The organism is Quadrisphaera sp. GCM10027208 (genome assembly GCF_042658805.1).
Classification (GTDB): domain Bacteria; phylum Actinomycetota; class Actinomycetes; order Actinomycetales; family SCSIO-59966; genus SCSIO-59966.
This window is the reverse complement of sequence record NZ_JBHSRC010000004.1, coordinates 24,326-37,854: the sequence shown is the minus strand read 5'-3', so window position 1 is coordinate 37,854 and position 13,529 is coordinate 24,326. Positions and strand designations below refer to the sequence as shown.

The 13,529-nt window shown below is 75.3% G+C and carries 12 protein-coding genes and 1 pseudogene; 5 read left to right on the top strand and 8 right to left on the bottom strand.

What is annotated here, in order from left to right; genetic code table 11:
- Positions 1 to 11: 11 nt before the first annotated feature.
- Positions 12 to 101, bottom strand: a pseudogene (locus ACFP6A_RS07870) (MerR family DNA-binding transcriptional regulator); the annotation flags it as partial.
- 103 nt (positions 102 to 204) lie between these two features.
- Here ACFP6A_RS07870 and ACFP6A_RS07865 point away from each other — a divergent pair.
- Together ACFP6A_RS07865 and ACFP6A_RS07860 are read left to right on the top strand one after the other, a co-directional pair.
- Positions 205 to 534, top strand: a complete 330-nt coding sequence (locus ACFP6A_RS07865) for a hypothetical protein (RefSeq protein ID WP_379602961.1) — start codon at positions 205 to 207, stop codon at positions 532 to 534.
- 105 nt (positions 535 to 639) lie between these two features.
- Positions 640 to 1,080 (top strand): DUF2795 domain-containing protein, encoded by a 441-nt coding sequence (locus tag ACFP6A_RS07860; protein WP_379602960.1) that lies wholly within the window; start codon positions 640 to 642, stop codon positions 1,078 to 1,080.
- A 5-nt stretch (positions 1,081 to 1,085) separates the two neighbouring features.
- On the opposite strand, the gene ACFP6A_RS07855 is transcribed toward ACFP6A_RS07860, so the two are convergent.
- The 5 genes from ACFP6A_RS07855 to ACFP6A_RS07835 all read right to left on the bottom strand — a co-directional run bounded on the left by ACFP6A_RS07855 (position 1,086) and on the right by ACFP6A_RS07835 (position 8,235).
- On the bottom strand, positions 1,086 to 3,611 hold the full coding sequence (locus ACFP6A_RS07855) for a DEAD/DEAH box helicase (RefSeq protein WP_379602959.1): 2,526 nt from the start codon (positions 3,609 to 3,611) through the stop codon (positions 1,086 to 1,088).
- 4 nt (positions 3,612 to 3,615) lie between these two features.
- The gene (locus ACFP6A_RS07850; protein WP_379602958.1) at positions 3,616 to 4,338 is read right to left on the bottom strand and encodes a PspA/IM30 family protein; all 723 of its coding nucleotides are present in this window, start codon (positions 4,336 to 4,338) and stop codon (positions 3,616 to 3,618) included.
- 13 nt (positions 4,339 to 4,351) lie between these two features.
- Positions 4,352 to 6,382 carry a TPM domain-containing protein gene (locus ACFP6A_RS07845; protein WP_379602957.1) on the bottom strand — a complete coding sequence of 677 codons (2,031 nt, stop codon included), beginning with the start codon at positions 6,380 to 6,382 and terminating at the stop codon, positions 4,352 to 4,354.
- Positions 6,383 to 6,503: 121 nt separating this feature from the next.
- A complete protein-coding gene (ribD, locus tag ACFP6A_RS07840; RefSeq protein ID WP_379603223.1) occupies positions 6,504 to 7,547 on the bottom strand; it encodes a bifunctional diaminohydroxyphosphoribosylaminopyrimidine deaminase/5-amino-6-(5-phosphoribosylamino)uracil reductase RibD in 1,044 nt (347 codons plus the stop codon).
- Positions 7,548 to 7,584: 37 nt separating this feature from the next.
- A complete protein-coding gene (locus ACFP6A_RS07835) occupies positions 7,585 to 8,235 on the bottom strand; it encodes an HAD family hydrolase (RefSeq protein WP_379602956.1) in 651 nt (216 codons plus the stop codon).
- Between the two features lie 138 nt (positions 8,236 to 8,373).
- On the opposite strand from ACFP6A_RS07835, the gene galE reads away from it, so the two are divergent.
- Positions 8,374 to 9,390 (top strand): UDP-glucose 4-epimerase GalE, encoded by a 1,017-nt coding sequence (galE, locus tag ACFP6A_RS07830; protein WP_379602955.1) that lies wholly within the window; start codon positions 8,374 to 8,376, stop codon positions 9,388 to 9,390.
- On the opposite strand, the gene ACFP6A_RS07825 is transcribed toward galE, so the two are convergent.
- Positions 9,375 to 10,418, bottom strand: coding sequence for a PHP domain-containing protein (locus ACFP6A_RS07825; protein WP_379602954.1), 1,044 nt, complete (start codon positions 10,416 to 10,418; stop codon positions 9,375 to 9,377). The genes galE and ACFP6A_RS07825 overlap by 16 nt on opposite strands.
- 124 nt (positions 10,419 to 10,542) lie before the next feature.
- On the opposite strand from ACFP6A_RS07825, the gene ACFP6A_RS07820 reads away from it, so the two are divergent.
- Together ACFP6A_RS07820 and ACFP6A_RS07815 are read left to right on the top strand one after the other, a co-directional pair.
- A complete protein-coding gene (locus tag ACFP6A_RS07820; protein WP_379602953.1) occupies positions 10,543 to 12,045 on the top strand; it encodes a metallophosphoesterase in 1,503 nt (500 codons plus the stop codon).
- A gap of 52 nt (positions 12,046 to 12,097) precedes the next feature.
- Positions 12,098 to 12,355, top strand: a complete 258-nt coding sequence (locus tag ACFP6A_RS07815) for a hypothetical protein (RefSeq protein WP_379602952.1) — start codon at positions 12,098 to 12,100, stop codon at positions 12,353 to 12,355.
- On the opposite strand, the gene ACFP6A_RS07810 is transcribed toward ACFP6A_RS07815, so the two are convergent.
- Positions 12,287 to 13,450 carry an APC family permease gene (locus ACFP6A_RS07810; RefSeq protein WP_379602951.1) on the bottom strand — a complete coding sequence of 388 codons (1,164 nt, stop codon included), beginning with the start codon at positions 13,448 to 13,450 and terminating at the stop codon, positions 12,287 to 12,289. The genes ACFP6A_RS07815 and ACFP6A_RS07810 overlap by 69 nt on opposite strands.
- Between the last annotated feature and the right edge of the window lie 79 nt (positions 13,451 to 13,529).

Sequence of the window (13,529 nt, the reverse complement as noted above, 5' to 3'; positions counted from 1 at the left end):
ATCTGACGCCGCACGAGCCCGACCTCGTCGTAGTACCGGATGGTGCGCAGGCTGACGACGGTGGTGGCAGCGACCTCGCCTATTCGCAGGTGCTTGCTCATCGCGGGCGACACTACCCTCACGTAGCGGAAGGTCCGTGAGGTCGGTGACGGGCGGCACCGCGCCGCCGCCGGGCTGGCGCCGGGACGTCGGGAGGAGCAGTAGGTGGTTGAACTGAGGTGCCCCCAGTGTGGCGAGCAGGACGACCTGCGCGGGCGCCGCAGCGACGACGGCACCCGGATCGCCTGTCAGGCCTGCGGTTGTGACTGGCAGCGTGACGTGACCCCTCGGTGCGCGACGTGCGGGGGTGGCGACCTCGTGGAGCGGCCGCAAACGCTCACCGCGTTCTCCCGGGGAACCCAGCTGTCCGTCCTGGGCTGGCGCACCGTCCCGCTGTGCCCGGCCTGCGACGGGGACGAGCTCCTGCGCAGCGAGCGGGCGGGTGGACCGCTGCGCCCGGCCTACCGGCCTGCCGCGATGCACCCCCGCTCCTGACGGCCCGGGTCCGACTCCGGTCACGGTGCCCAGGTGCGGTGTACGTCCCCCGGCGTGGAGTCCGATGTGAGGTGTGAGACCGCGACAGGTGGGTAGTGCCTGGGCATGGGACGCAACAGCCAGCACCCGACCGGAAGCCAACCGTCGCACGACGCCGGCACCACCGCCGACGAGGCCGCCGCCCACGAGACCCAGGGCCTGGTCCAGGGCGGCCACTCCTCCCGGGCCGAGGAGTGGCGTGACCCCCAGGCCTCCGCCGAGGGTGAGCCGCGGGCGTCCTGGACGCCGGGGACCCCGGAGCAGCCCGGGACGCCCGCGGGGATGACGAACGAGGACGTCGAGCGGCGCAGTGAGATCGCCCGGTTCCTCGGCAAGGACCTGTGGCCGGCCGACCGGGACACCCTCGTCTCCACCGCCCGCGGCAACGGTGCTCCGGACGACGTCATCGGCGCCCTGTCGTCGCTGCCGGACGGGACGTACGAGAACGTCCAGGACGTCGCCAGGGCCCTGGGCATCGGCACCGAGGAGGGCCGCGTCGGAGGCTGAGCCGCTCAGAGCTGGTCGACCGCCGTGACCGTGACCACGGCCGTGCCCTCCTCGTCGCTGGCGTCCAGGTCGACCTCGGCGCTCAGCCCCCAGTCGTGGTCTCCCGCCGGGTCGTCGAAGATCTGTCGCACCCGCCACCGGCGCGGTGCGCTGGTGTCGACGATGAGCAGGTGAGGGCCGCGGGCGTCCGCGCCGGTGAGGATCTCGCCGTGCTCGGCGAAGTACGGCTCGAGCGCGTCCCGCCACGCCTGCCCGGTCCAGCCAGCGGCGGCGTCCAGCTCCTCCAGCGCGCTCCAGTCCCGGCGGGCCGCGAGCTCCACCCGCCGGAACATCGCGTTGCGGACCAGGACGCGAAAGGCGCGCTCGTTCGCGGTGAGCGGCCTCGGCGGGCGCGCCGCGGCGGGGGGCTCCGGGGCGGCTGCAGGGACCCGGTCCGGGTCGGTCAGCTGCTCCCACTCCTCGAGCAGGCTGGAGTCGGTCTGCCGCACCGTCTCCCCGAGCCACTCGACGATGTCGACGAGCTCGTCGGTGCGGGCCCACTCCGGGACCCCGCCGCGCAGCGCCCGGTAGGCGTCGGCGAGATAGCGCAGCACCAGCCCCTCGGACCGGGCCAGTCCGTAGAACCGGACGAGCTCGCCGAACGTCATCGCCCGCTCGTACATCTCCCGGACGACGGACTTCGGCGAGAGCTCGTAGTCGGCGACCCACGGGTGACCCTGTCGGTAGGTCTCGTAGGCGGCGTCCAGCAGGTCGGCCAGCGGCCGCGGGTGCGTGACGTCCTCGAGCAGCTCCATCCGCTCGTCGTACTCGATGCCGTCCGCCTTCATCTGCGCGACCGCCTCGCCGCGGGCCCGGGAGCGCTGCGCCGTCAGGACCTGCCGCGGGTCCTCCAGGGTCGCCTCGATCACCGACACGACGTCGAGGGCGAACGTCTCGGCGTCCGGGTCCAGCAGCTCGATGGCTGCCAGGGCGAACGTCGACAGCGGCTGGTTGAGGGCGAAGTCCGCCGGCAGGTCGACGGTGAGCCGGACCCGGCGGCCCTCGGCGTCCGGCTCGGGGAGCTGCTCGACGACCCCGGCGGCGAGCAGGGACCGGTAGGCCGCGATGGCCTCCTTGACGTGCCGCACCTGCGCGGCCGGCGGTTCGTGGTTGTCCCGCAGCAGCCGCCGCATGGCCACGAACGCGTCACCCGGGCGCGCGATGACGTTGAGCAGCATCGAGTGCGTGACCCGCATGCTGCTCGTGAGCGGCTCGGGCTCGGAGGACACCAGCCGCTCGAACGTCTTCTCGCTCCAGGACACGAAGCCCTCGGGAGGTTTGCGCCGCACGACCTTTCGGCGCTTCTTCGGGTCGTCACCGGCCTTCGCGAGCGCCTTGAGGTTCTCGACCTCGTGCTCGGGGGCCTGGACGACGACGGTGCCGGCGGTGTCGTACCCGGCCCGGCCGGCGCGGCCGGCGATCTGGTGGAACTCGCGGGCCTTGAGGTGCCGCTGCCGGACGCCGTCGTACTTGCTGAGCGAGGTGAGGACGACGGTCCGGATCGGCACGTTGATGCCGACCCCGAGGGTGTCGGTGCCGCACACGACCTTGAGCAGACCGGCCTGGGTGAGCTGCTCCACCAGCCGCCGGTAGCGCGGCAGCATCCCGGCGTGGTGGACGCCGATCCCGTGCCGCAGCAACCGGTTCAGTGTCGGGCCGAACCCGGCGGAGAACCGGAAGCCGGCGATGAACTCCCCGATCCGGTCCCGCTCCTGGCGGGTGGCGACCTGGGCGCTGGTCAGGGCCTGGGCCCGCTCGAGCGCCGCGGCCTGGGTGAAGTGCACGACGTAGATCGGTGCCTGGTGGGTCTCCAGCAGCTCGGTGAGCGTCTCGTGCAGCGGTGTGGTGGCGTAGGAGAAGAACAGGGGCACCGGTCGCTGCGCGGACGCCACCTCCACGGTCTGGCGGCCGGTGCGCCGGGCCAGGTCGGCCCGTAGCGCCGTGGTGTCACCGAGGGTCGCGGACATGAGCAGGAACTGGGCGCGGTTGAGCTCCAGCAGCGGGACCTGCCAGGCCCAGCCGCGGTCCGGCTCGGCGTAGAAGTGGAACTCGTCCATGACGACGAGCCCGATGTCGGCGTCCGGGCCCTCGCGCAGGGCCACGTTGGCGAGCACCTCGGCGGTGCAGCAGATGATCGGTGCCCCAGCGTTGACGCTGGCGTCCCCGGTCATCATGCCGACGTTCTGGGCGCCGAACACCTCGCACAGAGCGAAGAACTTCTCGCTCACCAGCGCCTTGATCGGCGCGGTGTACACGCTGCGCCGCCCCGTGGCGAGGGCCGCCAGGTGCGCGCCGGTGGCGACGAGGCTCTTGCCGCTGCCGGTCGGCGTCGCCAGGACGACGTTGCTGCCGCTGAGCAGCTCGATCAGGGCCTCGGTCTGCGCGGGGTACAAGTCCATGCCCTGGTCGGCGACCCAGCCGGAGAACGCGTCGAAGACGGCGTCCGGGTCGTCTCCCAGGTCACGACCGGCGAGGACGTCGGTCAACGGCACCAGGTCAGGACCCGCTGCGCGCCTTGAGCTCGGCCAGCCGGGCCTCCACCTCGGCGTCCCGCGAGTGGTCCTTGAGCTCCTCGAACTGCGACTCCAGCGAGGACGACGCGAGCTCGGCGCGACCGGCGACCATGGCCTCCTCCCGGCGGACCTTCTCCTCGAACCGGGAGATCTCCGAGGTCGGGTCGAGCAGGTCGATGGAGGACACGGCCTCGTGCACCTGGGCCTGCGCAGCGGCGGACTTCTGCCGGGCGACGAGCTGGTCGCGGGTGCGCTGCAGCTCGTCGAGCTTGGCCTTCATCTGCTGCAACCCGGTCTTGAGCTTGTCCACGACCTCGGTCTGGGCGGTGATGGTGGGCTCGGCGGCACGGACCTCCGCCTCGGCGGAGAGCTGCCGCTCGATCGCGATCCGCGCCAGCCCGTCGAACCGGTCGGCCTCCGCGGTCTGCCCCTGGGCGCGCAGCTCGTCGGCCTTGCGGGAGGCGGCCAGCGCCTTGCCCTCCCACTCCTTGGCGGCGCGCTGGTCCTCGTCGCGGTCCTGCTCGGCGAGGCGCAGGTTGCCGATGGTCTGCGCGATCGCCTCCTCGGCCTCGCTGATGCTGGAGCGGTAGTCGCGGATCATCTGGTCGAGCATCTTCTCGGGGTCCTCGGCGGCGTCCAGCATCGCGTGGATGTTCGCCCGGGCGAGCTGGGCGATGCGGCCGAGGACTGTCTGCTTCTGCGCCATGGTGGCAGTCTGCCTAGAAACGGCCGCCGCCGCCACGACGTCCGCCCATGCCACCGCCGAACCCGCCGCCGCCGCCGCGACGGCCGGCCCCGCCGAACCCTCCACCGAAGCCCCCGCCTGCGCGGCTCCCGCCTCCGAGCCCCCCGCCACCGAGGATCTGGCCCAGCAGGATCCCGGCGAGCATCCCGCTGCTGTTGCTGCGGCCGCCGGCGATCCCGCCGCCGAAACCCCCGCCGTAGCCGCCGCCCTGGCGGCGGTACCAGTCCTCGACGTCCGCCCTGGCCAGCCGGCCCGCCTCCTCGGCGAGCCGGTCGGCGTGCTGGGCGGCGGTGAGCGCCGCCTGGGGATCGTGCGGGGCGACTCGCTCGGCCTCGGACAGCTGGTGCTGCGCCTGGGCGAGGCGGGTGCGGGCCGGGCTCTGGACGGCGCCGCGCCGGGTGGCGATGAAGTCCTCCACCGCCTGGATCTCCGCCCGGGCGGCCACCAAAGCCGATTGCAGGTGCGCCTCGGCGCGACGGCGGGCCTCGGTCTCCTCCCGGTGCGCCCCGCGGGCCCGCTCCAGGGCTGCGTCGGCCTCCACGACCCGGTGCAGCGCCCCGAGCGGGTCGGCGGCCTGCGTCTGCTCGGCCTGCCGCAGCGCGGCCTCGGCGGCCGCGACGTCCTGCTCCGGCACGTGCTCGCCGCGGGCCTCGCGGACGTCCGCGCGCAGCTCGGCGAGTGCCTCGGGCAGCCGGGAGACGGCCTCGGCGAGATCCGCGCCCGCGCGCTGGACGGCGTCCAGCAGCCGGCCGGCCTGGGCCACCGCCTGCTCGGCGGCCTGCACCCCGTCGGCCGCCCGGGCCCGGGTCTCGGTGCTCTGCAGCGCGGTGCGGGCGTCGGCGACCGCCGTGCGGGCGAACTCGATCCGGGCCCGCGCCTCCTCGACGTTGTGGGCGACGCTCTGCAGTGCCGAGTCGGCGTACCGGAGGCGCAGCTCGACCAGCTCTGCCTCCGCGGTCGGGACGCGGGACTCCACCTGGGCCGCGTCGCGCTCGATGGCGTTGAGCCGGGCCGGCGCGTCCGCGAGCAGGTCGCGCAGGGCGTCGAAGGCCTCGGCCTCGGCGTCCAGCACGTCGTTGGCGCGGGTCGTCACCTCGATGATCTCGGTGAGCAGCGCCCGGCGCTCCTGATCGGTCTCCGGCCGGTCGTCGTCCAGCTGCTGGCGGATGGCGAACCCGCGGGCCAGGGCGGCCCGGGCCTGTGTCAGCGCCTGCTCGAACCCGGCGGTCCGCTCGCTGCCGAACTCGGCGACGGCGAACCCCAGCTCGGTCTCGCTGGAGCGCACCGCGTCGTCGGTCTCGACCAGCAGGCGGTTGGCCTCCCGCTCCAGCTCCTCGGTGCTGCGCTGCGGCGGGCCGGCGGGGGACCCGCCGGCGGCCGAGGCGCTGCGGCGGCGCCGGCTGACCAGGACGGCCCCCAGGGCGAGGACCCCGGCGCCGGCGAGCAGCCAGGGCAGGGCCGAGGCGATCCACGACCCGGCCGAGCCGCCGTCCGGGTCGTCTGCGGCCGCCGGGGCCTCGTCGGCAGGCGCGTTACCGGTGAGCGCGGCCCGGTACCCCGAGGCGGCCGCGACCACCGCGCCGTCCCAGTCGTCCACGGCGAGGGCGGACTCGACGTCCCGGGCGACGTCCTGCAGCTGCTCGTCGGTGATCTCGGCGGCGGCGTCCACCGAGTACGCCCACGCGCGGTCCTCGACCGCCACCGCCATCAGGTAGTCGTCGACGCCGAGGTCGGACTCGATCGCGGTCTGGTCTGCCCACTGCTGGGCGGGCAGTCCGTCGAAGGTGTCGACGAAGACGACGAACAGCTGGACGCCCGTGTCGCGTCGCAGCTCCTCCAGGGCCGTCTGGACGTCGGAGCCGGACAGCACGCCGGCGGCGTCGGTGACCTGCTCGTCGAGGCGGCCCGGGGGCTCGGCAGACGCCGTGGACGGCGCGAGCAGGGCGAGCAGGGCGAGCAGGGCGGCGACGAGGAGGGCGGGCAGCAGCCGGGTGCGACGGGTCACGGTGGTCAGTGTGCCCGCCCCTGCGTCGTGCCCGCAGAGTGCGACGGGAGGGTGGCGGGATTGCATGATCACGAGGGGGGGAGGGGGTGGCGGGTCGCGGGAGGGTGGCGGGATTGCATGATCACGAGGGGGGTGGGGGTGGCGGGGCGAGGGGGCGGAGGGTGAGGCGCAGGTCGGGGCCGACCCGGACGACGTCCTCGAGGGTCAGCCGGACGGCGTCCGCGATCGTGCCGATCCCGGCGTCCTCGAGCGCCGCGGGCCCGGCGCCGAGCAGGGCCGGCGCGACGTAGGCGACCACCCGGTCGACGAGTCCGGCCCGCCAGAACGCCCCGGCCAGGTGCGGGCCGCCCTCGAGCAGCACGTGCCGCCGCTCCCGCGCGAACAGCTCGCGCAGCAGTGCCTCGAGGTCGAGGTGGCCGTCGGGGCCGGTGCCGACGTCGGCCGCGGTCGCCACCCAGGTCGGCGCCGTGTCGTCCCGGACGCGGGCCGCGGCCGGGGTCCGCCCGTGGGTGTCCGCGACGACGCGCAGCGGCTGGCGCGCCGCGAGGATCCCCTCGGCGCCCCGGACGGTCAGCGCCGGGTCGTCGGCGAGCACCGTGCCGACCCCGGCGAGCACCGTGTCGACCTCGGCCCGCAGCCGGTGCACGTCCGCCCGGGCCTGCGCCGAGGTGATCCACCGGCTCGTGCCGTCGGCCGCGGCGACCCGGCCGTCGAGGGAGGTCGCGACCTTCCACGTGACGAACGGGCGGCCCCGCCGGACGGCGGTCAGCCAGGGCTCGTTGACCCGCTCGCAGGCGTCGGCCTCGACGCCGACCTCGACGCTGAGCCCGGCGGCTCGCAGGGTGGCGGCGCCGCCACCGGCGGCCGGCGACGGGTCCGCTGTGCCGATGACGACGCGGGTGACACCGGCCTCGACCAGCGCCCGGGTGCACGGCCCGGTGCGGCCGGTGTGGTCGCACGGCTCGAGGGTGACGACCGCGGTCGCGCCGCGGGCTGCCGCGCCGGCCGCCCGCAGCGCCACCACCTCGGCGTGCGGGCCGCCGGCGTGCTCGTGCCAGCCCTCGCCGACGGTGAACCCCTCCGGGGACAGCAGCACGCACCCCACCACCGGGTTCGGCAGTGTCGTCGTCCGGCCGCGGGCGGCGAGCCGGACGGCTCGGCGCATCGCGGCGACCTCGGCGGGGGCGGCCACGCGCTCAGGTCTACCGCAGCAGCTCCTCGACCCGGGGCGCGAGGTCGGCGGGCGTGTCGAGGAGATCGAGGACGGGGTGCTCGGCCCGCAGGTCGGTGTCGCAGAACCCGCCGCTGCGTAGCAGCACGCACTGCATCCCGACCGCCGCCGCGGCCCGGGCGTCCCACGGGGTGTCGCCGACGACGACGCCGCCCGACCCGCCGGTGGCCGCCAGCGCGGCGGCGAAGATGTCTCCGGCCGGCTTGGAGGTGTCCACGTCCTCGGACGTCGTGACGCCGGCCAGGTGCTCGTCGACGTCCAGCAGCCGGCGGGCGGCGTCCAGGTGCTTGGCCTTGCCCGAGGAGGCCAGGACGACCCGCAGCCCGGCGCGCGCGCACGCCCGGACGAGGTCGCTGGCACCGGGCAGCGGGCGGACCTGATCGACGAGGTCGTCGTACCGGGCCTCCCACGCCTGCCGTAGGGCGTCGCCGTGGTCGCGTTCGACGTCGTCCCCGGCGACCGCCGCCGGCAGCCGGTCACCGCCCATCCCGACGGCCCGGTGGATGCGGGCCGCCGGGACGTCGACGCCGACGCCGGCGAACGCCGCCCGCCAGGCGACGACGTGGTGGTAGGTGGAGTCGACCAGTGTCCCGTCGACGTCGAGCAGCACGGTGTCCGTCACCGGGTCACCCTGGCACGGCGCCGGTCCGGCGACCATCCGGCAGCGCCCCGCAGCGGGTCGGTCACGCTGTGCTGTTTCGGGCTCCCGGTTCCGGCGTTCGCACCTCGGCGCACCGCAGGGTGTTCCTACCGTCGCGGTATGAGGACGCTGGTGACGGGCGGTGCCGGGTACATCGGCAGCCACACGGTCGTCCAGCTCGTCGAGTCCGGCCACGAGGTCGTCGTCCTGGACAACCTCTGCACCTCCCGCCGCGCGGCCCTGGACCGGGTCGCCGGCCTCGTCGGCGCCCCGGTCCCGCTGCGCCAGGTCGACGTGCGCGACGAGGCGCAGGTGCAGGCCGTCCTGGACGACGTCCGGCCGGACGCCGTCGTCCACTTCGCCGGGCTCAAGGCGGTCGGTGAGTCCGTCGGCGACCCGGAGCAGTACTACCGCACCAACGTGGCCGGGACGCTGAACCTCGTCCGCGCCATGCAGCGCGCCGGGTGCCGGGTGCTCGTGTTCAGCTCCAGCGCGACGGTGTACGGCGACCCCGCCGCGGTGCCGGTGCGCGAGGACTTCCCGCTGCAGCCGACGAACCCCTACGGCCGATCGAAGCTCATGGTCGAGCAGGTGCTCCGTGACGTCGCCGCGGCCGACCCCACGTGGCGCGTCGCGCTGCTGCGGTACTTCAACCCGGTCGGAGCCCACCCCTCGGGCCGCATCGGGGAGGACCCGCTCGGCGTCCCGAGCAACCTGCTGCCGTACGTCTGCCAGGTGGCGGTCGGCCGGCGGGACCGGCTGCACGTCTTCGGCGACGACTACCCCACCCCGGACGGGACCGGGGTACGCGACTACATCCACGTCGTCGACCTCGCCGCCGGTCACCTCGCCGCGCTGCACGCCCTCGGCCACCGCACCGGCTGCCACGTCTGGAACCTCGGCACCGGTCGCGGGTACAGCGTGCTCGAGGTGGTCGCCGCCTTCGAGCGGGCCGCCGGGCGGGCGGTGCCCCACGACGTCGTCGACCGCCGCCCCGGGGACGTCGCGGTCTGCTACGCGGACCCGGCGCAGGCGGAGGCCGACCTCGGCTGGACGGCGAAGCTCGGGATCGAGGAGATGGTCCAGGACGCCTGGGCCTGGCAGGCCGCCAACCCGCAGGGCTACCCGCCCGGCTGACCCTGACCCGACTGGGTATGCCGTCCGGTCCAGGCCAGCAGCCGCCCGGCGTCCCAGGTGTTGACCACCCGGTCGGTCGGCACCCCGGCCTCCTGCGCCCGGGCGGCGCCGATCTGCTGCCAGTCCAGCTGGCCCGGGGCGTGCGCGTCGGTGTCCACGGCGAACAGGCAGCCGGCGTCGAGCGCACGGCGCAGCAGCCGCATCGGCGGGTCGAGCCGTTCCGGCCGGGAGTTGATCTCCACGGCGACGCCGCGGGCGGCGCAGGCCGCGAACACCGCGTCGGCGTCGAACTGCGACTCCGGGCGGGGGGAGCGGGGACCGGCCACCAGCCGGCCGGTGCAGTGCCCGAGGACGTCGGTGTGCGGGTTCGCCACCGCGCCGAGCATCCGCCGGGTCATCTCCGCGGCGTCCGCGCGCAGCCGGGAGTGCACCGACGCGACGACGACGTCGAGCCGGCCCAGCAGCTCCTCGGTCTGGTCCAGGCCACCGTCCTCGGTGATGTCCACCTCGATCCCGCTGAGGATCCGGAACGGCGCAAGGCGCTCGTTGAGCCGGTCGACGACGTCCAGCTGCTCGGCGAGCCGCTCCGGCGACAGGCCGTGAGCCACGGTCAGCCGCGGCGAGTGGTCGGTCAGGGCGATGTAGTCGTGCCCGAGCTCGACGGCGGTGAGCGCCATCTCCTCGACCGGGCTGCCGCCGTCGGACCAGTCGGAGTGCACGTGCAGGTCACCGCGCAGCGCGGCGCGCAGCTCCTGCCCGCCCTCGGCCAGCACAGCCGCCTCGTCCTCCAGGCGCTGCAGGTACGCCGGGACCTGCCCGGCGAGGGCCTCGGTGGCGATCCGGGCGGTCGTCGCGCCCACCCCGGGCAGGTCCGTCAGGCTGCCGCCGCGGGCCCGGCGGGCCAGCTCGTCGTCGTCGAGCCGGGCGAGCGCGGCCGCCGCGGTCCGGAACGCCTTGACCCGGAACGACGGCGCCGAGGAGCGCTCGAGCAGGAAGGCCACGCGGCGCAGGGCGTCGACGGGGTGCACGCCGGTCATGCTGCCCGCAGCCGCGCGCTGGTGCGAGACGGGCCGGACGCGAGACGGGCCCAGTCCCCGCGTCGCGGCGTCCTGGTCGGGCACCGGGGTCCTCCCGGGGCAGAATCGCACCACGATGACCCTGCCGACTCGTGTACGTCGCGGCCTGCGCTCCCTGGCGCTGGCCGCCGTCCTCGTCGCGGGCGGGGCCACCGGCTGGGCGCTGGCACCTCCGGCGTCGACGTACCTCGGCCCGCTGGAGCTCGAGGTCGAGGTCGTGCCGAGCCTGCACCCGGGCGCGGCCGTGCAGCTGCCGCCGGTGGGGGAGGTCCGGTTCGCCACCCACCAGGCACCTGTGGCGGTCAACGCCTCGGTGACCTCGGTGGACCTGGACAGCGCCGAGGCCCTCGTCGACTCCCCGCAGGGGCTGCTGGCCCTCCAGGTCGCCGCACCGCAGGTGCTGCGGGACGTCGTCACCAGGGCTGCGCTCAGCGCGGCCGCCAGCGCCCTGCTCGGCGTCCTCGTCGTCACCGCGCTCGTCTACCGCCGGCCGTGGACCGTGCTGCGCGCCGGCTCCGGCGGGCTCGTCGCGGTGCTGGCCCTGGTCGGGATCACGGCTCTCACCGCCGACCCGGCCGCCCTGCAGCAGCCACGGTTCACCGGCCTGCTCTCACGCGCCCCGTACCTGGCCGGGGCCACGACCGGGGCGCTGGACCGCCTGGAGTCCTACCGCAGCGGCCTGGCCGACTTCGTCTCCGCGGTCAGCACGCTGTACACGACCGCCGACCGGGTCCCGATCCTGCCCGCCGCCGACGGTGTCACCACCGTGCTGCACGTCTCGGACATCCACCTCAACCCGCTCGGTCTCGACGTCACCCAGCGGCTCGTCGACCAGTTCGGGGCGGCCGCCGTCGTCGACACCGGGGACATCACGACGTGGGGCACCCCGGTGGAGTCCACGTTCCTCGACGGGATCGGCGACATCGACGTCCCGTACGTCTTCGTCCGCGGCAACCACGACTCCCGGGTGACCCAGGCCGCGGTCGCCGCGCACCCCAATGCCGTGGTCCTCGACGGGGACGTCGCCCAGGTGGCGGGGCTGACGTTCGCCGGGATCGGCGACCCCCAGTTCACCCCCGAGGAGGGGCAAGGCGCCGGCGGCCAGGAGCGCCGGGAGGTCGTCGGACGGTCGGTGGAGCGGCTCACCGAGGTGATCGAGGGCTACCAGCGGCGCACCGACGACCGCGTCGACGTCGCCCTCGTGCACGACCCGAGCAACCTGGACGCCGTCCTGGGCCGGGTGCCGCTCGTGCTGGCCGGGCACTACCACTACCGGGTCGTGCGCCGGGACGACACCGGGACCCAGGTGATGGTCCAGGGGTCCACCGGCGGGGCGGGGCTGTCCGCCGCCGGGCTGCGCCGGCTCGAGGACGGCGAGCCGCTGCCGCTGACCGCGACCCTGCTGCACTTCGCCGCCGAGGGCGAACGGGCCGGTGAGCTGCTCGCCTTCGACGAGGTGACCGTCGGCGGGCTCGGCCTGACGTCGGTGACCGTGGAGCGCACGGTCGTGGACCCTCAAGCGGCCGATGCCGCCGAACCCGTGACGGCGCCGACGTCCCCGGCTAGCGTGGGCCGGTGAGGGACGGGGCTGCCCGAAGGCAGTAGGGCGCCCCGAGGCAGAAGGGACTGGCGTGGACGCAGGCGGCACCTCCCGGCTGGCCGACGAGGCGCTCGCGGAGGAGATCGAGATCTACAGCGACCTCGTCCTGGCCGCCACCGAGTCCCCGTGCCGGCTGACCGTGCAGCAGATCGACGCCGCCCTCGGCCTGACCCAGCCGCCGTCGGGCTCGGCCGACCCGCCGGCGCGCTCCGCCGACCGGTCAGCGGACGACGAGCGACAGGGCCACGGTGAGGCAGCCGACCAGCCCGATCACCGGGACGACGCGTGAGCCCGCCGACCGGTCGAGGGTGAGCGCGGCCGCGTTGGCGACGGCGTAGTAAATGAGCACGGCCACCGAGGAGACCGCGATGGCCCCGCGCAGGTCGCTGACCAGGACGAGGAGCGACACCACCACCCCGACGGCGACGTCGGCGCGGTGCGGGACGCCGTAGCGCGGGTGCACGGCGGCCAGCGCGTGGGGCAGCCGGTGGTCCCGCGCCATCGCCAGCGTCGTCCGGGACACCCCCAGCAGCAGGCCGAGCAGCGACCCTGCCGCGGCCGCCACCGCGGCCACCCGGACCACCGGCTCCAGCCACGCGGTACCGGCCACTGCTGCTGCCAGCGGCGTCGGTGACGCCGCCATCCCACCGGGGCCCAGCGCGACCAGCAGTGCGACCGCGACCAGCACGTACAGACCCAGGACGACGGCGAGGGCGATGAGGATGGCGCGGGGGATCGCGCGCTCCGGGTCGCGGACCTCCTCCCCGAGGGTGGCGATCCGCGCGTAGCCGGCGAAGGCGAAGAAGAGGAAGCCGGCCGCCGCCAGGACGCCGGACACCCCGGGTGCCACCGGCTCCAGCGCGGCGCCGGCTCCGGTGTCCGGGCGGGGGCCGAGGACGGCGGCCGCGGACGCGACCACGAGCACCGCGATCACGAGCACGACCAGGACGCGGGTGGCCAGGGCCCCCTTGCGCACCCCGCGGTAGGTCAGGGCCACGGACAGCAGCACGGCCGCCACGGCGACCGCCCGCTGCGCGTCGGGCCACGCGTAGGAGCCGATGGTCAGTGCCATCGCGGCGGCGCTCGCGGACTTGCCGACGACGAACGCCCAGCCGGCCAGGGCGCCCCACCCGGGGCCGAGGCGCTCGCGGCCGTAGACGTAGGTGCCGCCCGACTCCGGGTAGCGGGCGGCCAGCCGGGCGCTGGAGACGGCGTTCGCGTACGCGACCACGGCGGCCACGGCCAGACCGCCGAGCAGCCACGACCCGGCGGCGGCGGCCGCCGGGGCGAACGCCGTGAACACCCCGGCCCCGAGCATCGAGCCCAGACCCACGACGACGGCGTCCGTGGTCGTGAGCCTGCGGGCCAGGCGCGCGCCGTCCATGGCGATGACGGTACCGCCGGGGTGTGGTTCAATCAGCACGTGCTGGTATCAGCCGCCGTTGATGTGAGTCGGCTCGCGC

Bases quoted from the DNA above. Each gene is read 5' to 3' on its own strand.
- ACFP6A_RS07820 (WP_379602953.1), top strand. From the start codon at position 10,543: ATGACCCTGCCGACTCGTGTACGTCGCGGCCTGCGCTCCCTGGCGCTG.
- ACFP6A_RS07850 (WP_379602958.1), bottom strand. From the start codon at position 4,338: ATGGCGCAGAAGCAGACAGTCCTCGGCCGCATCGCCCAGCTCGCCCGG.
- ACFP6A_RS07810 (WP_379602951.1), bottom strand. From the start codon at position 13,450: ATGGACGGCGCGCGCCTGGCCCGCAGGCTCACGACCACGGACGCCGTC.
- galE (WP_379602955.1), top strand. From the start codon at position 8,374: ATGAGGACGCTGGTGACGGGCGGTGCCGGGTACATCGGCAGCCACACG.
- ACFP6A_RS07860 (WP_379602960.1), top strand. From the start codon at position 640: ATGGGACGCAACAGCCAGCACCCGACCGGAAGCCAACCGTCGCACGAC.
- ribD (WP_379603223.1), bottom strand. From the start codon at position 7,547: ATGCGCCGAGCCGTCCGGCTCGCCGCCCGCGGCCGGACGACGACACTG.